At 67.1% G+C, this 22877-nt stretch carries 20 protein-coding genes; 7 read left to right on the top strand and 13 right to left on the bottom strand.

The features are described 5' to 3' along the window. Positions 1-123 precede the first annotated feature (123 nt). The 6 genes from rodA (SSKA14_RS05290) to SSKA14_RS05265 form a co-directional block, all read right to left on the bottom strand. A complete protein-coding gene (gene rodA / locus SSKA14_RS05290) occupies positions 124-1218 on the bottom strand; it encodes a rod shape-determining protein RodA (RefSeq protein ID WP_198283621.1) in 1095 nt (364 codons plus the stop codon). A gap of 180 nt (positions 1219-1398) precedes the next feature. Next, positions 1399-2511 (bottom strand): rod shape-determining protein RodA, encoded by a 1113-nt coding sequence (gene rodA, locus SSKA14_RS05285; RefSeq protein ID WP_008266262.1) that lies wholly within the window; start codon positions 2509-2511, stop codon positions 1399-1401. Further along, on the bottom strand, positions 2508-4583 hold the full coding sequence (gene mrdA / locus SSKA14_RS05280; RefSeq protein ID WP_008268614.1) for a penicillin-binding protein 2: 2076 nt from the start codon (positions 4581-4583) through the stop codon (positions 2508-2510). Before mrdA ends, rodA (SSKA14_RS05285) begins: the two co-directional genes overlap by 4 nt. Positions 4584-4586: 3 nt before the next feature. After that, a complete protein-coding gene (gene mreD / locus SSKA14_RS05275; protein ID WP_008265483.1) occupies positions 4587-5072 on the bottom strand; it encodes a rod shape-determining protein MreD in 486 nt (161 codons plus the stop codon). Then, positions 5069-6157, bottom strand: a complete 1089-nt coding sequence (gene mreC, locus SSKA14_RS05270) for a rod shape-determining protein MreC (protein WP_008268697.1) — start codon at positions 6155-6157, stop codon at positions 5069-5071. The genes mreD and mreC overlap by 4 nt, the downstream gene beginning before the upstream one ends. A gap of 121 nt (positions 6158-6278) precedes the next feature. After that, the gene (locus tag SSKA14_RS05265; RefSeq protein ID WP_005419402.1) at positions 6279-7325 is read right to left on the bottom strand and encodes a rod shape-determining protein; all 1047 of its coding nucleotides are present in this window, start codon (positions 7323-7325) and stop codon (positions 6279-6281) included. A 283-nt stretch (positions 7326-7608) separates the two neighbouring features. Between SSKA14_RS05265 and SSKA14_RS05260 the strand changes: the two genes are divergently transcribed. Continuing rightward, a complete protein-coding gene (locus SSKA14_RS05260) occupies positions 7609-8547 on the top strand; it encodes a carbohydrate kinase family protein (RefSeq protein WP_008266164.1) in 939 nt (312 codons plus the stop codon). Between the two features lie 102 nt (positions 8548-8649). On the opposite strand, the gene SSKA14_RS05255 is transcribed toward SSKA14_RS05260, so the two are convergent. The 4 genes from SSKA14_RS05255 to ubiE all read right to left on the bottom strand — a co-directional run bounded on the left by SSKA14_RS05255 (position 8650) and on the right by ubiE (position 13140). After that, positions 8650-9273: an HAD family hydrolase gene (locus SSKA14_RS05255; RefSeq protein ID WP_008268059.1), complete on the bottom strand. Its 624-nt coding sequence runs from the start codon at positions 9271-9273 to the stop codon at positions 8650-8652. Continuing rightward, positions 9273-10004 carry a hypothetical protein gene (locus SSKA14_RS05250; protein WP_008265071.1) on the bottom strand — a complete coding sequence of 244 codons (732 nt, stop codon included), beginning with the start codon at positions 10002-10004 and terminating at the stop codon, positions 9273-9275. The genes SSKA14_RS05255 and SSKA14_RS05250 overlap by 1 nt, the downstream gene beginning before the upstream one ends. Positions 10005-10128: 124 nt before the next feature. Then, a complete protein-coding gene (locus SSKA14_RS05245; protein WP_040007077.1) occupies positions 10129-12057 on the bottom strand; it encodes a M1 family metallopeptidase in 1929 nt (642 codons plus the stop codon). A 321-nt stretch (positions 12058-12378) separates the two neighbouring features. Continuing rightward, entirely contained in the window at positions 12379-13140 is a 762-nt protein-coding gene (gene ubiE, locus SSKA14_RS05240; protein WP_008267586.1) for a bifunctional demethylmenaquinone methyltransferase/2-methoxy-6-polyprenyl-1,4-benzoquinol methylase UbiE, read from the bottom strand. 80 nt (positions 13141-13220) lie between these two features. Between ubiE and SSKA14_RS05235 the strand changes: the two genes are divergently transcribed. The 4 genes from SSKA14_RS05235 to SSKA14_RS05220 all read left to right on the top strand — a co-directional run bounded on the left by SSKA14_RS05235 (position 13221) and on the right by SSKA14_RS05220 (position 15019). Beyond that, positions 13221-13673, top strand: a complete 453-nt coding sequence (locus SSKA14_RS05235; protein ID WP_008265099.1) for a nucleoside deaminase — start codon at positions 13221-13223, stop codon at positions 13671-13673. A 199-nt stretch (positions 13674-13872) separates the two neighbouring features. Further along, entirely contained in the window at positions 13873-14133 is a 261-nt protein-coding gene (locus SSKA14_RS05230; protein ID WP_008266493.1) for a hypothetical protein, read from the top strand. A gap of 74 nt (positions 14134-14207) precedes the next feature. After that, entirely contained in the window at positions 14208-14534 is a 327-nt protein-coding gene (locus SSKA14_RS05225) for a hypothetical protein (RefSeq protein ID WP_008266057.1), read from the top strand. Between the two features lie 62 nt (positions 14535-14596). After that, positions 14597-15019, top strand: a complete 423-nt coding sequence (locus SSKA14_RS05220; protein WP_008267004.1) for a low affinity iron permease family protein — start codon at positions 14597-14599, stop codon at positions 15017-15019. Between the two features lie 81 nt (positions 15020-15100). Here the strand turns inward: SSKA14_RS05220 and smeF are convergent, their stop codons facing one another. The 3 genes from smeF to smeD form a co-directional block, all read right to left on the bottom strand. Continuing rightward, positions 15101-16486: a multidrug efflux RND transporter outer membrane subunit SmeF gene (gene smeF / locus SSKA14_RS05215; protein WP_040007075.1), complete on the bottom strand. Its 1386-nt coding sequence runs from the start codon at positions 16484-16486 to the stop codon at positions 15101-15103. A gap of 105 nt (positions 16487-16591) precedes the next feature. Then, positions 16592-19714, bottom strand: a complete 3123-nt coding sequence (gene smeE, locus SSKA14_RS05210; RefSeq protein ID WP_008264888.1) for a multidrug efflux RND transporter permease subunit SmeE — start codon at positions 19712-19714, stop codon at positions 16592-16594. Between the two features lie 12 nt (positions 19715-19726). Then, a complete protein-coding gene (gene smeD / locus SSKA14_RS05205; RefSeq protein ID WP_008265543.1) occupies positions 19727-20911 on the bottom strand; it encodes a multidrug efflux RND transporter periplasmic adaptor subunit SmeD in 1185 nt (394 codons plus the stop codon). A gap of 210 nt (positions 20912-21121) precedes the next feature. Here smeD and smeT point away from each other — a divergent pair, with 210 nt between their 5' ends. Both smeT and SSKA14_RS05195 read left to right on the top strand, forming a co-directional pair. Beyond that, entirely contained in the window at positions 21122-21781 is a 660-nt protein-coding gene (smeT, locus tag SSKA14_RS05200; RefSeq protein ID WP_008265584.1) for an efflux transporter SmeDEF transcriptional repressor SmeT, read from the top strand. 61 nt (positions 21782-21842) lie between these two features. Beyond that, complete coding sequence (locus SSKA14_RS05195) at positions 21843-22829, top strand: Gfo/Idh/MocA family oxidoreductase (RefSeq protein ID WP_008264884.1); 987 nt, start codon at positions 21843-21845, stop codon at positions 22827-22829. Positions 22830-22877 lie beyond the last annotated feature (48 nt).

Here is a 22877-nt window from a genome sequence, read left to right as displayed (position 1 = left end):
GGCGCCATCGAGCCCCCAGGGACGGGTTTACGGCGTGTCCCGCGAACCCACCGCGCCCGCCCCAATTACATGACCCGCGTTACGCAACCACCCACGAGGGGCTGCGCCGTTGGCTGGAAACCCCTATCCCCCGTGCACCGGCCGATGCCCGCGCACCGCCATCACCAACCCGATACCGGCCAGCAGCGAAACCGCCGATGTCCCGCCATAGCTGATCAACGGCATCGGAATGCCCACCACCGGCAGCAGGCCGGAAATCATTCCACCGTTCACCAGGACGTAGACGAAGAACGCCAGCCCCAGGCTGCCGGCCAGCAACCGTGCATGCGTGTCGCGCGCGTGCACTGCGATCCACAGGCAGCGCCCGACCACGAACAGGTAAAGCGCAAACACCGTCGCCACACCGATCCAGCCGAACTCTTCGGCCAACACTGAAAACGCAAAGTCGGTCGTGTACTCGGGCAGGAAATCCAGCGTGGCCTGCGTGCCCTGCCCCCAGCCGCAGCCCTGCCAGCCACCGGAACCGATCGCGATGCGCGACTGCAGGATGTTCCAGCCGGTGCCGAGCGGGTCCGCCGCCGGGTCGAGGAAGGTCAGCACGCGGTCCTTCTGGTACTGCCGCAGCAGGCCGAACCACGCCAGCGGTGCAGCCAGCGCCAGCCCGGTCGCGCCCGTGGCGACCCAGCCCCAATGCAGGCCGGCCAGCAGCAGGGCAAACACGCCGCTGGCCGTGACCAGCGTGGCGGTGCCCAGGTTGGGCTGCATCAGGATCAGTACCGCGGGAACTCCGATCAGCACCGCAGCGGTCAGCACCGTGCGCGGTGACGGCGGCAGCGGCTGCCGGTGCAGGTACCAGGCCATCATCAGTGGCAGGCTGAGCTTGAGCAGTTCGGACGGCTGCAGGTAGAACACGCCCAGGTTGAGCCAGCGCTGTCCGTACTTGCCGGTGCCGATCACGTACACCGCCATCAGTGGCAGCATCGACAGCGCGTACAACGCCGGGGTCCACGCGCGCAGGCGCAGCAACGAGATCCGCGACAACAGCCACATGGCCAGCAGGCCACCGGCAAAGCGCGCGGCCTGCCCGGCCACCGGGCCGGACACGCTGTGCAGCACCGCCAGGCCGGCGGCCATCAGGATCAGCAGCGCAACCAGCAACGGCAGGTCGATCGTGCGCACCGCCTCACGGCAGCCGCCAAGCAGTCGTTTCCATTCCACGCTGGCCACGGTAGCAACGGGCGCTTGCGTGAAGCTGTCATGCGGCAGCTGCATTTGTAGAGTCGAGCCGTGCTCGACTGCGTTTCATGCAGCAACAGAAGCAGTCGAGCAAGCTCGACTCTACGCAACGGAGAAAAGCAGTCGAGCATGGCTCGACTCTACAGAAGAGCGCGGCCGGCGTTACCCGTAGCCACCGTGCACCGGGTTGTGGCTGCGCACCGCCATCACCAGACCAAAGCCGGCCAGCAATGACACCGCCGAGGTACCGCCGTAGCTGATCAGCGGCATCGGCACGCCAACCACCGGCAGCAGGCCGGAAATCATGCCGCCATTCACCAGCACGTAGACGAAGAACGCCAGGCCGGTGGCACCGGCCAGCAGCCGCGAATAGGAATCACGCGACTGGCTGGCGATCCACAGGCAGCGCCCGATCACCACCAGGTACAGCGCCAGCACGGTGGCCACGCCGATCCAGCCGAATTCCTCGCTCAGCACCGAGAACGCGAAGTCGGTGGTCTGCTCGGGAATGAAGTTCAGGTGCGACTGCGAGCCCTCGCCCCAGCCCTTGCCGTCGAAGCCGCCGGAACCGATCGCGATCTTCGACTGGATGATGTTCCAGCCCGCGCCCAGCGCATCCATCTCCGGGTCCAGGAACATCATGATGCGGTCCTTCTGGTACGGCCGCAGCAACCAGAACCAGGCCAGCGGCGCGACCGCAGCCACGCCGCCCACGCCCAGGCCGACCCACCACCACGGCAGGCCCGCCAGCAGCAGCACGAACACACCACTGGCGGCGATCAGCACGCCGGTCCCGAAGTCCGGCTGCAGCATCACCAGCCCGGTCGGTACGCCGATGATGACCAGCGCCACAAGCACGGTGTTGAAGCGCGGCGGCAGCGGCATCCGGTGCAGGTACCAGGCCACCATCATCGGCAGGCTGACCTTCAACAGCTCGGCCGGCTGCAGGTAGAAGAACTTCAGGTCCAGCCACTGCCGTCCGTATTTGCCGGTGCCGAGTACGAACACCGCCAGCAGCGGGATCATCGAGATCGCGTAGATCATCGGCGTGGCTGAGCGGATGCGCAGGATCGGCACCCGCGAGATGCCCCACAGTGCGGCCATCCCCACCGCGAAACGCGCCCCCTGGGCCATCACCAGGCCGTCGCCGCCGGCGCTTTTCAAGGTGGCCAGGCCGATCACCATCAGCGCGCCAAGCGCCAGGCACAGCACCCAGTCCAGCGTGCTGAAGAAGCGGCGCAGCATGTCGCCGGCCCAGCGCAGGAACACCTTCATCGTGCGGGCTCCGCAGAGGTCGGGCGCGGCGTGGCCGGCAGCGCGGCGGCGGCCGGTGTGCCCGGCGGCGGTGCCGGAGCCGGCTCCGGCGCGGGCACGCCGACCAGCACCGGGTGTTCGGCCAGCTGCGCGGCGGCCAGATCACCGGCCTGGCGCGCGCCGGCATCTTCGTTGTCGAACGCGGTGGCACCGATGGCGGTGGTACCGCGCTCGCTGTCCAGCGGCTGCATGCCTTCAGGCATCTTGCCCAGCAGGTAGGCGTCGAACACCTTGCGTGCGATCGGCGCGGCCGCCGAACCACCATAGCCGCCACCCTCCACCGCCACCGCGATCGCAATCACCGGGTTTTCGACCGGCGCGAAGCCGACGAACAGCGCGCGGTGGCGCAGGTGCATCGGCAGGCTCTTCGGATTCACGGCAGCCGTGCCCTTGCGGCTGATGACCTGCGCGGTACCGGTCTTGCCGGCCATCACGTACGGCGCACCGACCGCGACACGCCAACCGCTGCCGCCGGGCCGCATGGTCGCCATCATGCCCTCACGCACGGCCTGCAGGTTGCTGGGGTTGGGGCTGACCGGCTTGATCTCGCCGGGCGACGTCGCCGCCCAGTCGCTGTCGAAGCCGTCGCGCTGCTGGATCACCAGGTGCGGGGTGCGCAACTGGCCGTCGGCCAGCGCGCTGACACCACGCGCCAGCTGCAGCGGGGTGACCTTCCAGTCGCCCTGGCCGATGCTGATGTTGACCGTGTCACCGGGGTACCAGGCTTCCTTGCGGGTCTTCCGCTTGTAGGCCGGCGACGGCAGGATGCCGCCGATCTCGCCGGTCAGGTCGATGCCGGTCGGCTGGCCGAAGCCGTAGTACTCCATGTAGTGATCGAAACGCTCGATGCCCAGGTCCAGCGCCAGCTTGTAGTAGTAGGTATTGACCGACTCGGCGATGGACTTGCGCAGGTCGGTCCAGCCGTGGCCGCCGCGGTGGGCGTCACCCCAGCCACGCGAGGTGCCGGGCAGGTAGAACATGCCGGTGGACAGCACCTTGTCTTCCGGGCGGCGCACGCCCGAATCCAGGCCGGCCAGGCCGATCAGCGGCTTCAGCGTGGAACCGGGGGCGACGCCACCGAGCACCAGGCGGTTGAACTGCGGCCGCGACGGGTTCTCGTTCAGCGCCTTGAAGTCGGCATGGGAGATACCGTTGACGAACAGGTTGGGGTCGTAGGACGGCAGGCTGACCATCGCCAGCACTTCGCCGGTACGCGGGTCCATCGCCACGGCCGAGCCTTCCTGATCGCCGAAGGCGGCGACCATGGCCCGCTGCAGGTCCGCGTCGATCGACAGGCGCAGGTCGGCACCGGACTGCGCGGCGACGCGGCCGATGGTGCGGATCGCACGGCCCTGCACGTTGGTTTCGACCTGCTCGTAGCCGACCTTGCCGCGCAGCTGCTGCTCGTAATAGCGCTCCAGGCCGGACTTGCCGATGTGGGTCAGCGCGGCATTGCCTTCACCGAGGATCTCCAGATCCTTGTCATCGACGCGGCCGACGTAGCCGATGATGTGCGCGAACAGGTCGCCGTACGGGTAGCGGCGGGTCAGGTACGGCTCCAGCTCGACGCCGGGGAAGCGCCAGCGGTCGACGGCGAAACGCGCCATCTCCTCGTCGCTCATGCGCAGCTTCAGCGTGACCGGCAGGAACTTGCGGCGCGCCTTGCGCGACTTGTTGAATGCTTCCAGCTCTTCGGGGCTGATGGAGATGATCTTCGCCAGCCCTTCGAGGGTGGCGTCCATGTCCTTGACCTTGTCCGGGGTCACGTCCAGGCGGAAGGCCGGCACGTTCTCGGCCAGCAGGCGGCCGTTGCGGTCGTAGATCATGCCGCGCCCGGGCACCACCGGCCGCGGCTTGATGCGGTTGGCCTCCGAGCGCGTGGCGTAGACGTCGTGGTCCAGCACCTGCAGCTTGAAGTACCAGCCGCCCAGGCCCAGCAGGCAGACCAGCACGCCCAGGAAACCCAGCGCCGCGCGGCGGCGGAACTGTTCGGCTTCGGCGTGCGGGTTCTTGACCTGGCGGCGCGGGATCATGGTTCAGCGCCCGCGCTTGCCGAAGCGCACCGCGTCCAGCAGCACGAACACCAGCGGCCACAGGCCCATGCCCAGCAGCGGCGCCCACCAGTAGGACCACGGCAGGGTCGGCTCGCCCACCAGGATGTGGACCAGCGCACTGACGATGCGGTCGTTGAACAGCAGGCCGCCGATGGCCAGCATCTGCTGCGACATCGGGAAGAAGCGGATGCGGGCACGGAAGCGCTGCAGGATGAAGGCCAGCATCACCAGCCGCAGCGCCTGTTCGCCGAGCACGCCGCCGTACAGCAGGTCGGCGATCACGCCACTGGCGAAGGCGACGCCCAGGCCGACGCGTTCGGGCGCTTCGATCACCCAGTACGCCAGTACCAGCGCCAGCCAGTACGGGCGCAGCGGCTGCAGCAGCGCCGGCAGCGGCAGCAGGCCCAGCAGCAGCGCCACCACCAGGCTGGCCGGCAGCACCCACGGGTTGTCGCGCAGGCGGCTCATCGCTGGGCCTCCGGCGTGGTCGGTTGCCGGCCAGCGGCCGGCACTACCGGAGCAGCAGGATCAAGGGAGGATGCGGGGGCAGCATTCCTCGTCGCAGACGAGGATTGCTGCCGGCCAACGGCCGGCACTACCGGAGCACTGGCCGGAGCCGGCGTCGTTGTGGCTGGCGCAGGCGCGGTGGCACCCGTGGCCGGGCCGCCCGGCGCGGTGGCTTCCAGCTGCAGGCGCAGTTCCGGCGGAATCCGGATCGCCGCGCCCGGGCGCAGCAGCAGCACGTCGCGGCCGCGGTCGAGCTGGGCCGCCGGCTTCAGTTCGCCGACCAGGAAGGCATGGGTATCGTCCGGACGCAGGCCGGTGATGGTTCCGACCGGGAAGCCGGCCGGGAAGCGGCCGCCAAGACCCGAGGTGACGATCTCATCGCCCACTTCCACGCCGGCACTGAGCGGGATATCGCGCAGTTCCAGTTTGTCGCCGCGGCCGTAGACGATCAGGCGCACGCCGTTGCGGGCCACGGTGACCGGTACCGCGTGGTCGGGGTCGGTCAGCAGCAGCACGGTGGAAGTGCCGCCGGTGACGCTGATCACCTGGCCCATCAGGCCGCCGGCATCGATCACCGCCTGCCCGACATGCACGCCTTCGCGGCTGCCGGCGTCGAGTACCAGCCGCTGCTTCACCGGGTCCAGATCGATATCCAGCACCGGCGCCAGCTGCACGTCCAGGCCACTGCGCTCGGCCACGTTCAGCAGTTCGCGCAGCTGTGCGTTGTCCAGCGCGGCGGTCTGCAGGCGGGTCAGGCGCGCGTTGGCCAGCAGCAGCTGGTTGCGCAGTTCACGATTCTCGTTGACCAGCTGGCCATGGCTGGCCGCGGAATCCTTGACCTGATTGCCGAGTTTGCCCGGCAGGCCCGCCAGCGCCCACACCGGCTGCACCAGACTGTTGGCCTGCCCGCGCAGTTGCGCGAGCCAGCCGGCCTGGTCGTCAAGCACGATCAGGGTGATGGCCAGTGCGAGATAAGCCAGCAGCCGCAGCGGGCTGGCGGCATCACCGGATCGGGAAGCGACGGGAGGTCCGGCGTAGGGCGGCACGGCAACGTTTCAACTGGCAGAAGGCGGAAGGGAAACACGCGGGCGCCCCGCCGGTGCCGGCCCACCATTGCGGAGGGCCGCACCCCGGAGGGGCGCTGCGGGCGCAGGCAGCCGGGACGGCTTACTCCGGCGCAAAGAACTCGTTGCCGTGCATGTCGACCAGCTCCAGCGCACGGCCACCGCCGCGGGCCACGCAGGTCAGCGGATCGTCGGCCACCTGCACGTGCAGGCCGGTTTCCTCGGAGATCAGACGGTCCAGGTCACGCAGCAGGGCACCACCACCGGTCAGCACGATGCCGCGCTCGGCGACGTCGGCGCACAGTTCCGGCGGAGTCTGCTCCAGCGCCAGCTTGACCGCACTGACGATGCCCGAGAGGGGCTCGTGCAGGGCTTCAAGCACCTCGTTGGAGCTGATCTTGATCATCTTCGGCACGCCCTCGGCGAGGTTGCGGCCGGAGATTTCCATCTCGATCACTTCCGCCTGCGGGTAGGCGCAGCCCAGCTCGACCTTGATGCGCTCGGCGGTGGCTTCACCGATCAGCATGCCGTGGTTGCGGCGCACGTAGTTGGTGATGGACTCGTCGAAGCGGTCGCCGCCGATGCGGACCGACGCCGAGTAGACGATGCCGTTGAGCGAGATCACCGCCACTTCGGTGGTGCCGCCGCCGATGTCGATGACCATCGAACCACGGGCCTCGGTAACCGGCATGCCGGCGCCGATCGCCGCGGCCATCGGCTCTTCGATCAGGAACACGTCACGGGCGCCGGCTTCCTCGGCCGATTCCTTGATCGCGCGGCGCTCGACCTGGGTCGAGCCGGCCGGCACGCAGACCAGCACGCGCGGGCTCGGGCGCAGCACGCGCGACTTGTGCACCTTCTTGATGAAGTGCTTGAGCATCGCCTCGGTGTAGGTGAAGTCGGCAATGACGCCATCCTTCATCGGGCGGATGGTGGTGATGTGGCCCGGGGTACGGCCCAGCATCTGCTTGGCCTCGGCGCCTACGGCTGCCACCGAACGGGTGCCGCCAATGGCACGGTCCTGACGCACGGCCACGACCGACGGCTCGTTCAGCACGATCCCCTGCCCGCGCACGTAGATGAGGGTGTTGGCCGTGCCCAGGTCGATGGACAGGTCGTTGGAGAACATGCCACGGAGTTTCTTGAACATCTGAGGAAGGAGTCCTGAGGGGTGTCGTGCCCGCCGCGGGATGGCGAAAAAATGGGCAGAAATCGAGGCCGACAAGCCTAGCAACCCGCCTGCCGCCGAGCAAGGAAAAAACTAGCTGAACCCGCGTCTTCACAGGCTTTCGGCCTGATCCGGTCTCACCCGGTTCTGGCCCTGAGCGGCACCAGCGGGTAACCTTTGCGCCGTCGGGCGCCCAAGGGCGCCGTTTGCTTGCCCGCTGAACCGGGCCGGCCCATCCCAAAATTCACCGCATAGGCTTACATCGATGTCCGCTCTGATCTGTGGTTCTCTTGCCTTCGACACCATCATGGTGTTCCCGGACCAGTTCAAGAATCACATCCTGCCGGACAAGGTGCACATCCTGAACGTGTCCTTCCTGGTGCCGCGCATGCGCCGCGAGTTCGGTGGCTGCGCCGGCAACATCGCCTACAACCTGCACCTGCTGGGCGGCCAGCCGATCCCGATGGGCACCGTGGGTTCGGACTTCGGCCCGTACCGCGAGTACTTCGAAGGCCTGGGCATCGACCTGTCGCGCGTGCGCGTGATCGATGAGCTGTTCACTCCGCAGGCGTTCATCACCACCGACCACGACAACAACCAGATCACCGCCTTCCATCCGGGCGCGATGATGCGCTCCTACGAGAACCACGTGCGTGGCGTGCCGGGCGTGACCCTGGGCCTGGTCGGCCCGGACGGCCGCGAGGGCATGATCCAGAACGCGCAGGAATTCCACGAGGACGGCATCCCGTTCATCTTCGACCCGGGCCAGGCCATGCCGCTGTTCAACGGCCCGGAGCTGCGTGCCTTCATCGACCAGGCCGACTACGTGGTGGTCAACGACTACGAGTCGAACCTGCTGCAGGAACGCACCGGCTGGGACGAGAAGGAGATCGTCAGCCGGGTCAAGGCCTACATCACCACGCGCGGCCCGAAGGGCGCGGTCATCCACACCCCGGACAAGAGCTACGACATCCCGCCGGCGCACGAGCGCCGCGTGGTCGACCCGACCGGCTGTGGCGACGCCTTCCGCGCAGGCCTGATCTACGGCATCCAGAAGGGCTACGACTGGCTGACCATCGGCCGCATGGGCAACCTGATGGGCGCGCTGAAGGTCGAGCACCCGGGCACGCAGAACCAGCGCTTCACCTTCGATGAGTTCAACGAGCAGTTCAAGCAGCAATTTGGCTACGCGCTCAGCGCGTAACCAAATTGCCCGCGCATCTGCTCGGTGGGTGTCGATCTTGGTCGACACGCTTTGCCCTGGTAGGTGTCGACCTTGGTCGACGCTGCCGGCCAGCGGCCGGCACTACCCCTTCTGCTGCCAGGCGGCCAGCAGGTCGCGGCAATCGGCGAAATGCCAGTCGGTGCAGTCCGGCCATGGGTTTTCCGGCAGGTTGACCAGCACGGTGTGCGTGCCCGCGGCGCGGCCGCACTCCAGGTCGTAGGCGTGGTCACCGACCATCACCGCCTGCCCGGCGGAAACGCCCCAACGCCGCAGGTGCTGCTGCAGGCCATCCGGTGAAGGCTTGGGCACGGCTTCATCGCGGCCGATGATGTCGGCATCGTCGAACAGTTCCCCGACCCCGATCGCCTCCAGCGTCAGCTTCGCCAGCGCGTGGTCGTTGCGGGTCAGGATGCCCAGCCGGCAACCGCCGGCCGCCAGCGCGCGCAGCAGCTTCACCGCACCCGGTGCCGGCAGTGCGTCCTCGGCCAGCGCGCGTTCGTGATCCAGCAGCCACTCGCGCTTGGCCTGCGCCGGTGCGTCAGGTAGCGCTGCGATATGGTCGAGGATGTCTTCCTCGGCCGCGATCTGCAGCGCGCGGCGGATCGCGGCGAAATCATGCACGGCCACCGTCAGCGTGCCGTCCATGTCGAACACCCAGTGCCGGATCGCGGACAACGCGTGCGCTGCGCTGCCCGTCGCGATCATCACTGCCACCACTGCGGCATGCGGCTGGCGTCGACGCCGCCGGTCTCGAACACTGCGGTACGGGTACCACCGGCCTTGACCGGGAATTCGATGCTGATCGACTTGCCCTTGCGCGCCAGTTTCCACAGCGCCTTCTGGTCGGTGATGAACAGGGCGATGGCTTCATCGGTCTTTGGCCGCCAGGCGGCCATCGACACCGGCTTGCCATCGTCCACGGTCACTTTCACCGTGCACTGCGGGCAGCGGAAATCGCCGGCCTGCAGCACCAGGTAGGCGTGCCGCTTCCATTCCGGGTGATCGCGGAACACCAGCTGCACCGGCTTGGCACCGCTGCCATCCACGTCCACCCGTTCCTTGCTGTAGATCTGCGCCGAGACCTGGTTGCCCTTGTTGCCCACCGGGATCTGGTTGTACTGCCACAGTGCCTGCATGCGGCGCAGGTCGCGCGCGGCATCGCCCTTGGCCTTGACCTCATCGAAGCCGGCGGCGATCCGCTCGGCCGCGGCGGTGTCCTTGTACTGGTCCAGCAGCGAGGCGCCATGCAGGCGTGCGCGCTCCCAGTCCTGAGCGGCCACGGCCATGTCGTACTGCTTGGCGACGTCCTCGGCCTTGGCTTCCTTCTGCGCCTGCACAGCGGCCGCGGCGGCTTCCTGCGCCTTGCGCTCTTCCTCGGGGTTGCTGCAGGCAGCCAGGGCCAGGGTACAGGCGGTGAGCAGGATCAGTCGTTTCATGCGGAGGTCCTTGGTGTTTTCGCATTCTTGTAGAGTCGAGCCATGCTCGACTGCTGCTGAAGAGCCAGTCGAGCATGGCTCGACTCTACAAAGAAAAGCGCCGGGGGATACCCGGCGCGTTTTCTTACTTGGCTTCGGCCTTGGCCAGCATGTCCTGCACCGAGGCGGTGGTGATCGGGTGGTAGCCCGGCTTGGCCTTCTCGAAGGCCTGCTTGGCCAGCTCCAGCCCCTTCGGGGTCTTCACCAGTTCGGCGTAGATCGGCAGGATCAGCTTGCGACGGCCGACACGCTCGATGAATGCCGCTGCCGCTTCATTGGCCTGCTCGTAGCCGCTGCGGATCGCCAGCGGATACCAGCGCATGGCGATCTCGCCATTCGGAGTACCGGTGAAGTGGAACGCCTTGTCCAGCGTGGCCAGCTTGTCCAGCGGCTGGGTCGTGCCCAGGCCGTCGATGAAGCGCACCCATTCCTGCGTGCTCCAGTCGGCGATGACCTGGCTGCTCGGCACGGTGCCGGCGCTGGCAAAGGCGATGCGCGCGGTATCGACGCTGCTGAAGTTGCGCGACTGCGCCTTGACCGCGAACGCCGGGATGCCCGGCTCGTCCAGCCAGGCCTTCAGTTCGGCCTCGGTCACCGCCGACGGGTTCTTCGGCAGCAGGTTCTTCTTCAGGTACTCGACGAACTGGTCGGTGTTCGCGCTCTGGAAGGCGTGGTCATCGAACCAGCCACGCAGGAACGGATCAAAGGTCTCGCGGCCGAAGCGCTGTTCCAGGAACTCCAGGAACCACGAACCCTTGACGTAGGCGACCTGGCTGAGGGCTTCGTCGGGGTCGCGCTCGTTCAGCGGCGGCAGCGCCAGCGCCTGGTCGGCCGGGCTCATGTCCTTCACTTCGGCCAGCAGGTCGGTCTGGTCGATCTGCTTCTCCATCTCGGCCATCTCCTTGCCGTACAGGGCTTCGGTGATGCGGCCCTGGACGTAGGTGGTGAAGCCTTCATTGAGCCAGATGTCCTTCCAGCTGGCGTTGGTCACCAGGTTGCCCGACCAGCTGTGCGCCAGTTCGTGGGCGACCAGCGACACCAGCGACTTGTCGCCGACGATCACGGTCGGGGTGGCGAAGGTCAGGCGCGGGTTCTCCATGCCACCGAACGGGAACGACGGCGGCAGCACCAGCATGTCGTAGCGGCCCCAGCGGTATTCGCCGTACAGCTTCTCGGCGGCACCGATCATCTTTTCGGTGTCTTCGAATTCCTTGGCGGCCTTGTTGACCATGGTCGGCTCGGCCCAGACGCCGGAGCGGCCGGAGATCGGCTCGAACACCAGGTCGCCGGCGGCGATGGCCAACAGGTACGACGGAATCGGCTGCGGCATCTTGAAGGTGTAGTCACCGTCACGCGCGGCCTTCGGATCGTTGTCGGCGCTCATCAGCACCATCACGTCCGGGCGCGAGACCACATGCGCGCTGTAGGTAAAGCGCACGCTCGGGGTGTCCTGCAGCGGCACCCAGGAACGGGCGTGGATGGCCTGCGACTGGCTGAACATGAAGGGCAGCTTCTTGCCCTCGGTCATCGACGGCGCCAACCACTGCAGGCCCGAGGCGGTCGGTGCGGTGTGGTAGCTCACTTCCACCTTGGCCGGCTGCTCCGGGGCTTCGATGGTCAGCTTGCTGCCGAACACCTTGTCGGCTGCGGCCAACTCGAACTTCAGCGGGCTGCGCGCGCCATCGGCGGCGACGGCCTCGACCTTGGACACGGTCAGCTCGCGGGTGTCGAGCACCAGCTGCTTGGCGTCCTTCTGCTTCCATTCCAAGGTGTAGGTGGCGGTGCCGCCGATCTGCTTCTGGTCGAAGTCCAGCTTCAGATCCAGCGCGATGTCCTTGATGACGACCTTGTCCGGCTCGGCATACGAGCTTTCGTCGTGGCTGCGGTTCTCGGCGTTCACGGGGGCGGCGGGGGCCTTTGCGGCAGTCGGGGCGGCGGCGGGCGCGGCCGCCTCCTGGGAGCAGCCGGCGGCCAGGGCCACGGCCAGCGGAAGGAGCATCAGCGGATTACGCATGAATCGGGACCGTTACGGGGATCAGACCCCCAATGGTACCTCCCTCCGGCCGCGCAGGCGTTGCGCGGTGCGGGGTAATGGCGGGTGGGGCCGACCCTGCGCCTCCGGCGCATGCCAACCAAGGTTGGCATCTACAGGTGGGTGCCAACCTTGGTTGGCACGGATCTTTCATCGCTCGCGGCAGGCCGGTGCCGACCAAGGTCGGCACCCACCAAAGCCGATGACCGCGGCAGGCCCGTGCCGACCAAGGTCGGCACCCACCAGAGCGGATGACCGCGGCCTGGGCGTGCCAACCAAGGTTGGCACCTACCAAGGCACGACTTACAGCTTGTAGCCGGAATGGATCGAGACGATGCCGCCGGTCAGGTTCTTGTAGTGGCAGCGCTCGAAACCGGCCTGCCCCATCATCGCCTTCAGTTCTTCCTGCGGCGGGTGCTTGCGGATGCTCTCGGCCAAGTACTGGTAGCTGTCCGAATCGTTGGCGAACAGCTTGCCCAGCTTGGGCAGTATCCGGAACGAATGGAAGTCGTAGATCGGCTTGAACCAGTCGGCGGTGACTTCGGAGAACTCCAGCACGCGGGCCTGGCCGCCCACCTTCAGCACGCGGTACATCTCACGCAGGCCGGCGTCCTTGTCGGTCACGTTGCGCAGGCCGAAGGCGATGGTGACCAGATCGAAGCTGTTGTCCGGGAACGGCAGGGCTTCGGCGTTGCACTGCACGTAGTCCAGGCCGAGCACCAGGCCGCGGTTGGTCAGGCGGTCACGGCCGACCGACAGCATGCCGGCGTTGATGTCGCCCAGCACCACCGAACCCTCGGCGCCAACGCGCTCCTTCAGCAGGGCGGCGATGTCGCCGGTGCCGCCGGCCAGGTCGAGCACGCGGTCGCCCGGCTTCACCTGCGCGGTCGCCACGTAGTAGCGCTTCCACGCCCGGTGCACGCCCAGGCTCATCAGGTCGTTCATCAGGTCGTAGTTGCGCGCGACCGACGTGAACACCTGGCCGACCAGCTTCTGCTTGTCCTTGGCGGCGACGTCGCGGAACCCGAAATGGGTGGTACCGGCTTTGTAGGGGGATTCGCTCATGGCCCCGATTATCGCACCGCCGGGAGCCAGCGGCACCCCCTGCCCGTATCATGGCGGGCCACGACTTACCGGAGCCCCGCATGATCACCACGCCCGACTACCAGGCCCTGCTGCAGACCGCCATCGCCGAAGCCCGCCAGGGCCTGGCCGAAGGCGGCGTGCCGATCGGCGCGGCGCTGTACCACAACGACGGCCGCCTGCTCGGCTGCGGCCACAACCGACGCGTGCAGGAAGGCGACCCGTCGGTGCACGGCGAGACCGATGCGTTCCGCAAGGCCGGCCGCCAGCGCCGCTACCAGGACACCATCATGGTCACCACCCTGGCCCCGTGCTGGTACTGCTCGGGCCTGGTGCGCCAGTTCAACATCGGCACCGTGGTGGTGGGCGAATCGCGCACCTTCCAGGGCGGCATCGCCTGGCTGCGCGAGAACGGCGTCAACGTGATCGACCTCGACAGCCAGGAATGCGTCGATCTGCTCGGCGGTTTCATTGCGCAGCATCCGGAGATCTGGAACGAAGACATCGGCGAATGAGCACCGCGCAGCGTACTGTTGAACCTGCTTAATGAACGCTTCAGTGCTGGCACGCCCTAGTGCCGGCAGCGTTTGCGGCGATTGCTGTGAACCCGTGCACAGTCAGCTGGACTGCCTGCACACGCTGCGGTAACACCCCACCCGTGCAGGCCGCCTAGGGTGGGGCTACCGGGACCTACTTCCCCCGGCGGAGCCAGCCATGCGCGCGCACGCCGTACGCCCCACGCCCGACCCGATCCTCGCCGCCATCCGCACGCGCCTGCAGCAGCAGTTCGCGCTGCATCAGCGTGGCGCCCTGTTCTGGACGGCCTACCAGGGCCTGCAGCTGGAACTGGTACAGGGTCGTCCGCTCGACCACGAGCGCCTGTGCAACGCAATGGCCGACATGGCCGAAGAAATGGGCGCGGTCGAGCATGCGCAACTGATCGGCAATCGCAACGCTGGCTGCACATCTCCCTGACGCGGCATCCACTGCCGCTCAGGCCACACTGCGATGAACCCCCACTCCCATCCACTTCAACCGATTGGATCGACATGCACGCTGAAGTTCCCACCATTCCCCCGGTCATCAACGTAGACGCCGAGCTTGACCACTGGCGTCGCCAGCATGCCGACGGCGCACTGCCGCACAATTCGTTCGGCTCGTACGTACCGTGGATCAAGTTCGCCTGCGATTCGCTGATCACCCAGCCGCGCGCCAGCAATGCGCAGCGCGACGAGATGTTCCAGACCCAGTACGCCCTGCAGATCATGCCGCGCCTGAGTGAAGCCCAGGCCCGCGAATTCGTCGACCGCTGCTGGCAGCACGTCTACCAGACCAGCCGGGTGCGCCTGCAGGATGCTCCGCGCCTGCGCGCCTGAGCTGCACGGCCTCTGCACAAGCCACTGCCGATCATCTTCGTCACCTGAGTGGGACGACGACGATGAAAGCAAGAAACCTGTTCAATACGATCGCCAAGAAGGCCGCGGCCGCCACCGGTTCGCCGTGGACCTTCCTGGCTGCGGTCGCGATCGTGGTGATCTGGGGCATCAGTGGCCCACTGTTCGGTTTCAACGACACCTGGCAGCTGGTGATCAACACCGGTACCACCATCATCACCTTCCTGATGGTGTTCCTGATCCAGCACACGCAGAACTCGGACACCGCGGCGATGCAGATCAAGCTCGACGAGCTGATCCGCGCGACGGCCGAAGCCAACAACGAGCTGTTGGATCTGGAAGAACTGGACGAAGAGCGACTGGAAGAGATCCGCCGCGAGTACGAGCGCATGGCGCGCGAAGCCGGCGACGCGCTGGCACGGGTGCGCGCCTGCCATGCCACCCGCCGCGACGATGAGGCGGTGTAGCAGGCCTTGGAATGACAATGTCGGCCAGCGGCCGGCACTCCCATCGATCATCAGGTAGAGCCGGCCGCTGGCCGGCTTCTCTCAGCTGCGCTCGTGCCAGCCGCCACCCAGCACCTTGTACAACGTGATGCGGTTGGCCTGCTGGGCCAGCTGCGCCTGCAGCTGCGTCTGCTGCGCGTTGTAGGCGGTACGCCGTGCATCGAGCAGGGTGACGAAGCTGTCCAGGCCGGCGTCGTAGCGCGCCTGCGACAGGCGGTTGGCCTGTTCGGCCGCGTCCACCAGGCGCTGCTGTGAACTCACCTGCTCATCCAGGCTGACATTCAGCGCCAGCGCGTCGGCGGTTTCGCGGAAGCCGACCTGGATCGACTTCTCGTACTGCGCCAGAGCGATATCACGGTCCGCATTGGCGATGGCCAGGTTGGCGCGCAGCTTGCCGCCCTGGAAGATCGGCAGGGTGATCTTCGGCAGGAAGCTCCACACGCGGGTGCCGCTGTCGAACAGGTTGGACAGTTCGCTCGAACCACTGCCAATGCTGCCGGTCAGCGAGATGCTCGGGAAGAACGCCGCACGTGCCGCCCCGATGTTGGCGTTGGCGGCCAGCAGCTGGTGTTCGGCGGCCATGATGTCCGGGCGCTGCAGCAGCACGTCGCTGGGCAGGCCGGCCGGCGGCGGTGCCAGCGCCAGCAGCTGCGGTTCGATGCTGTCCGGCAGCAGTGACGGATCCAGCTGGCCACCGGCCAGCAGTGCCAGCGCGTTGCGGTCCTGGGCCAGCTGCCCACGCAGGCGTGCGGCATCGGTACGCGCGGTTTCCACCAGCGTACGGGTCTGGGTCAGTTCCAGCGCCGAACTGCCGCCGCGCTCATGGCGGGCTTCGGCCAGGCGCAGCGAATCCTCGTAGGTCTTCAGCGTGGCATCGGCAATCTTCAGCCGCTGTGCGTCGGCACCATAGGTCAGCCACGCGGTCGCGGTCTCGGCCACCAGGCTCAACTGCGCATTGCGGCGGTTGGCCGCGACAGCGAAGTACTGCTGCAGCGCCGCCTCACTGAGGTTGCGCACGCGACCGAACAGGTCCAGCTCGAACTCGGCCACGCCGACACCGGCGCTGAACTGCTCGGTGACACCGGCATCGGTGCCCTGGCGCTGCATCTGGCCGGTGACGGCCACGCCAGGAACGCGATCGGCGCGCTGCACGCGGTACTGGCCGCGTGCGCGTTCCACATTGAGCACGGCCACGCGCAGGTCGCGGTTGTTCTGCAGCGACTGGTCGATCACCTGCTGCAGTCGCGCGTCGGTGAAGAAGTCGCGCCAGCCGACGGCGGCGACATCGGCCACCTGGCCCTGCGTGGCCTCGGCCGGCCACTGCGCCGGAATGGCCGGCGCGACGGCGGTGTTCTTCGGGACCAGGGTGGAGCAGCCGGCCAGCGCGAGCGCGGCGGCGATGGAAAGGAACAGGGATGCACTTTTCATGGGATGACTTCCATCGGTACTGCCGGAAGGCAGGAGGTGATGCCGGCCAGCGGCCGGCACTACCGCTTCGATAACGCCAGCCAGGGGCCGGCGCGACCATTTCGATTACGTCGCGGATTTGCGCTTGAACACGCGCTGCACCACGACGAAGAACAGCGGCACGAAGAACACGCCAAGCACGGTGCCGACGATCATGCCGCCGAGCACGCCGGTGCCGATCGCCTGCTTGGCACCAGAGCCGGCACCGGTGGAGATCGCCAGCGGTACCACGCCCATGCCGAAGGCCAGCGAGGTCATCACGATCGGGCGCAGGCGGTCGCGCACGGCGTGCATGATCGACTCGATCAGGCTGGCGCCCTTCTCCAGGTTTTCCTTGGCGAACTCGACGATCAGGATCGCGTTCTTGCTGGTCAGGCCCACCGTGGTCAGCATCGCCACCTGGAAGTAGATGTCGCGTTCCAGGCCCTTGAAGGTGTTGGCCAGCACCGCACCGAGGATGCCCAGCGGAGCGGCCAGCAGCACGGCGGTCGGCACGCTCCAGCTTTCATACATCGCGGCCAGGCACAGGAACACGATCATCAGCGACAGCGTGTACAGCAGCGGCGTCTGCGAGCCGGCCTGGCGTTCCTGGTAGGACATCGCCGTCCATTCGATGCCGAAGCCCGCCGGCAGCTGCTTGGCCAGCTGTTCGATCTCGGCCATGGCATCACCAGAGGCGACACCCGGGGCCGGTTCGCCCTGGATTTCCATCGCCGACACACCGTTGTAGCGCTCCAGGCGCGGCGAGCCATAGTCCCAGTGCTTGGTGGCGAACGCACTGAACGGCACCATCTCGCCCTTGTCGTTCTTCACCGACCAGAGATCGAAGTCCTCCGGCACCATGCGGAACGGCTGGTCGGCCTGCACGAACACGCGCTTGACGCGGCCGCGATCGACGAAGTCATCGATGTACGAACTGCCCCACGCGGCGGCCAGGGTGCCGTTGATCTGGTCGATCGACAGCCCCAGCGAGGTCGCCTTGGCCGCATCGATGTCGATGCGGAACTGCGGCGTGTCTTCCTGGCCGTTCGGACGCACGTTGGCCAGCTTCTTGCTGCCGGCGGCAAGGCCCAGCAGCTGGTTGCGCGCGGCCACCAGGGCCTCGTGGCCCTGGCCGCTGTTGTCCTTCAGAAAGAAGGTGTAGCCCGAGGCGGTACCCAGTTCCGGAATGGCCGGCGGCGGGAAGGCGAAGATGAAGGCATCCTTGATCTGGCCCAGTGCCGCCATCGCGCGCCCGGTGATCGGCATCACGCCATTGTCGGCGTCACGCTCGCTCCAGTCCTTCAGCTTGACGAAGGCCATGCCCGCGTTCTGTCCCATGCCGGCGAAGCTGAAGCCCTGCACCGAGAACACCGATTCCACCGCATCCTTCTCGTTCTGCAGGAAGTGGTTTTCCAGCGCCGTGATCGATTCCAGCGTGCGCTCCTGGGTGGCACCGACCGGTGCCTGCACCAGCGCCATCAGCACGCCCTGGTCCTCGTTGGGCAGGAACGAGCTGGGCAGGCGCACGAACAGCACGCCCATCAGCACGAACAGCGCCGCCACGATGCCCATGAAACGCCACGGACGGTGGATGATGCCGCGCACGCCACGCTGGTAGCTTTCGCTGGTGCGGTCGAAACCATGGTTGAAACCGTTGAAGAAACGGCCGGACCAGCCCTTGTGCGCGACGTGGTGCTCGCCCTTCTTCAGCGGCTTGAGCATGGTCGCGCACAGCGCCGGGGTCAGCACGATCGCCACCAGCACCGACAACGCCATCGCCGAGACGATCGTGGCCGAGAACTGGCGGTAGATCACGCCGGTGGAGCCGCTCATGAAGGCCATCGGCACGAATACCGCCGACAGCACCAAGCCGATACCCACCAGCGCGCCGGTGATCTGCCCCATCGACTTGCGGGTCGCTTCGAGCGGCGACAGTCCTTCCTCGGACATGATGCGCTCGACGTTCTCCACCACCACGATGGCATCGTCCACCAGCAGGCCGATCGCCAGCACCATCGCGAACATGGTCAGCATGTTCACCGAGAAGCCCAGCATCGCCAGCACGCCGAAGGTACCCAGCAGCACCACCGGCACGGCGATGGTCGGGATCAGGGTGGCGCGGAAGTTCTGCAGGAACAGGTACATCACCACGAACACCAGCACGATCGCTTCGATCAGGGTCTGCACCACGCCCTTGATCGATACGCGCACGAACGGGGTGGTGTCGTACGGGATCTCGGCCTTCAGGCCGGCCGGGAAGAAGCTCTTCATGTCCTGCAGCGCGGCATCCACGCCGGCCGCGGTGTCCAGCGCGTTGGCGCCGGTGGCCAGGGTGACCGCCAGGCCGCTGGCCGGCTGGCCGTTGTAGCGGGTGACGAAGTCGTAGGACTCGGCACCCAGTTCGACGCGGGCGACATCACCCAGGCGCAGTTCGGCACCGTCCTGCGCACCGCGCACGATGATGTTGCGGAACTGTTCCGGGGTCTGCAGGCGCGACTGCGCGTTGATGGTGGCGTTGAGCTGCTGGCCCTTCACCGACGGCGCACCGCCGAGCTGGCCGATCGCCACCTGGGCGTTCTGGGCCTTTACCGCTGCCGTCACTTCGGCAACCGACAGGCCATAGGTGTGCAGCTTGTTCGGGTCCAGCCAGATGCGCATGGCGTACTTGCCACCGAACACCTGGATGTTGCCCACGCCCGGCACGCGGCTCAGACGGTCGACGACGTTGGAACCGACGTAGTCGGCGATGTCGTTGGCGTCCATGCTGCCATTCTCGGACACGAACGCGATGACGTTCAGGAAGCCCGAGCTGGACTTGGCCACGTTGATGCCCTGCCGCTGCACTTCCTGCGGCAGCAGCGGCATGGCCAGCTGCAGCTTGTTCTGCACCTGCACCTGGGCGATGTCCGGGTTGGTGCCGCTCTCGAAGGTCAGGGTGATGGTGGCCTGGCCGTTGGACGAGCTGTTGGAGGAGAAGTAGATCAGGCCATCAAGGCCCTTCATGTTCTGCTCGATGATCTGCGTCACCGAGTCCTCGACCACCTTGGCCGATGCACCCGGATAGGTGGCGCTGATTTCCACCGCCGGCGGTGCGACGTTGGGGTACATCGAGACCGGCAGCTTGAACAGGGCCAGGCCGCCGGCGAGCATGATGATGATGGCGATCACCCACGCGAAGATGGGTCGATCGATGAAAAAGCGTGCCATGGGGTTCTCCGCTTACTTCGCGTCGCCGGCCGGGGCGGCAGGCTGGGCCGCTGCCGCCGGCTTTGCCGGTGCAGCGCCCTTCTCGGTGGCCTTGACCGGCATGCCGGGGCCGATCTTCTGCAGGCCTTCGACAATGACCTTGTCGCCGGCCTTCAGGCCGTCATCGACCAGCCACTTGTCGCCGACCGTGCGGCTGACCTTGACCGGGCGCACTTCGACCTTGTTGTCCTTGTCGACCACCATCGCCGTGGTGTCGCCCTTCGGATCACGGGCGATGCCCTGCATCGGCACCAGCACTGCATCGCTGCGCACGCCACCGCCGATCACCGCACGCACGTACATGCCCGGCATCAGCAGGCCGTCAGGGTTGTCCACCTTCACGCGCAGGCCGAAGCTGCCGGTGGCCGGATCGACGCTGACCTCGGAAAACTCCAGCGTGCCCTTGTGCTCGAAGGTGCTGCCGTCTTCCATCAGGATGCTGACCGGCAGGGTCTGGTTGTCCTGCAGCCGGCCGGCGGCCAGTTCGCGACGCAGCTGCAGCAGCTCGGCCGAGGACTGGGTCAGGTCGACATAGATCGGGTCCAGCTGCTGCACGGTGGCCAGCGCGTTGGCCTGGCCGGCGCTGACCAGCGCACCCTGGGTGACGCTGGACTTGCCGATGCGGCCGCTGATCGGCGCGGTGATGCGGGCGTAGCCGAGGGTGACGTTGGCCGCGTCCAGCGAGGCCTTGGCGGCACCGACGTCGGCCTCGGCCTGCTTCTGCGCGGCCACGGCGTTTTCCAGGTCCTGCTGGCTGACCGCGTCGACCTTGGCCAGCTCGGTGATGCGCTTGGCGCTCAGCCGGGCGGCGTTGGCGGTGGCTTCGGCGCGGGCCAGCTGGGCGCGGGCGTTGTTGGCCTGGGCGCGGTAGCTGGCGTCATCGAGCTGGTACAGCGGCTCGCCGGCCTTGACCATGCCGCCCTCGGTGAACAGGCGCTTGGCAACGATGCCGTTGACCTGCGGGCGCACTTCGGCCACCAGGAAGGCATTGGTGCGGCCCGGCAGTTCGCGGGTCAGGCCCACGGTCTCTGACTTCAGCGTGACCACGGTGACGTCACCCGGGCCCTGTTCGGGGGCCTGGGGTTGGCCGCCACAGGCAGCCACGGTCGCGGCGATGGCCAGCGACAGCGCGAAAGGTCGGATTCGGCTCAGCAACATGACGGAAAGGCTCTTAGGGGAAGGAATCTCAAAAAACGCTGATACGGGCCAAAAGCGCCAGCAGACAACGCATGCCGGCGGTGAGTGGTAGCCAGAACGGGCCTGCCACGCACACGGCGGGAATGATGGGTGCGAAATATACATACATGCGTGTTTGTTTGTAAACCGGTACAATTCAGCCACGTTTCACCCGCACTCGTACCCACACCCATGGCCCGCAAGACCAAAGAGGACACCCAGGCAACCCGGGAAGGCATCCTTGACGCCGCCGAAGCCTGCTTCCATGAACACGGCGTGGCCCGTACCACGCTGGAGATGATCGGCGCCCGCGCCCGGTACACCCGTGGCGCGGTCTACTGGCATTTCAAGAACAAGGGCGAGGTGCTGGCCGCGATCGTCGAGCGCGTGCATCTGCCTTTCATGCAGGAACTGGAGCGCACCTCCACCGACCAGCGCGACACGCCGGTGCATGACCTGCGCGCGGTGATGATCCACTCGTTCATCGAGTTGTCCGAGGACGAGCGCCTGCGCAAGACCATGGAGATCATGCTGCGCAGCGATGCCTCGGCCGATACCAGGGTGCTGACCGAACTGCAGCAGGCCGGCTTCCGCGATGCGCTGGACCGGATGGAGCGCGCCCTGCGCCGGGCCGGGGACCTGGGCCAGCTGCGCGACGGCGCCGACCCGAAGATCGCCGCGCGCATGCTGCACGCCACGGTGCTGGGCGTACTGCACGGCGCGATGGTCGAACCGGAACTGATGGACCTCAAGCGCGACGGCATGCTCGCGCTGGACATGACCCTGGCCGCCTACGTGAAGGACGGCGTATTCGTGCCCGGAACGGTGCCCGAGCCGTTGCCGGAGGCGTGAACCGGGTTGCGCCTGCCGTTGCGGCCCTGCACCCTCCCTGCTTCTCCCCGGAAACGCAGCGATGATCCTGGACAACGTGGTATGGGGCTTCATCGGTTGCGGCAGCGTCACCGAAAAGAAGAGTGGCCCTGCGCTGGCCGGCACGCCCGGTTCACGGGTGGCTGCAGTGATGCGCCGCAATGCGGTACTGGCCGAGGACTACGCACGGCGCCATGCGATTCCCCGCTGGTATGCCGATGCCGATGCGCTCATCGCCGATCCGGAGGTGAATGCGATCTACGTCGCCACGCCGCCCTCCACCCACATGCAGTACGCGTTGCAGGCCATTGCGGCGGGCAAGCCGGTCTATATCGAAAAGCCCATGGCGATGGACCTTGGCGAGTGCGAACGCATCCTGGAGGCCAGCGCACGCAGTGGCGTACCGGTGTTCGTTGCCTATTACCGCCGCGCCCTGCCCCGCTTCGCGAAGGTCAAGCAGTTGCTGGACAGCGGCGCGATCGGTACGCCGCGCAGCGTGCGCGCGACCCTGCACCGGCCACACTCGGCGCATGCCACATCGCCGGACTTCTGGCGGACCAACCCCGCGATCTCCGGCGGCGGCCTGTTCGTCGATCTCGGCTCGCACACCCTGGACCTGCTCGACCATCTGCTGGGCCCGCTGGGCGATGTCAGCGGCCTGGCCAGTTCGCAGGCAGGCGCGTACGCCGCCGAGGACAGCGTCTCGATGTGCTTCCGCACCGGAACCGGTGCGCACGGCATCGCGCAGTGGAGCTTCTGTGCGTTCCGCCGCCAGGATGAAATCGAGATCACCGGCGACCGTGGGCAGCTGCGTTTTGCCACCTTCGAGGACGTCCCGGTGCTGCTGGAAACCGACGCGGGCATGCAGGCGTTCGAGATCCCGAACCCGCCTTCGATCCAGCAGCCGTTGATTGCCACCCTCGTGGACGAACTGCGCGGCCACGGGCGCTCGCCCTCGACCGGCCTCAGCGCCGCCCGCACCAACGCGGTGATCGACCAGGTACTGCAGGCCTACCGCATCAGACAGTGAATCCACGCCATGCGTGGATGCCCTTCGCGCCGCAAAAAAAGGCCGCCT

The sequence above is a fragment of the Stenotrophomonas sp. SKA14 genome, assembly GCF_000158575.1.
Taxonomy (GTDB): domain Bacteria; phylum Pseudomonadota; class Gammaproteobacteria; order Xanthomonadales; family Xanthomonadaceae; genus Stenotrophomonas; species Stenotrophomonas forensis.
This window is presented reverse-complemented; position numbering and strand designations above follow the sequence as displayed.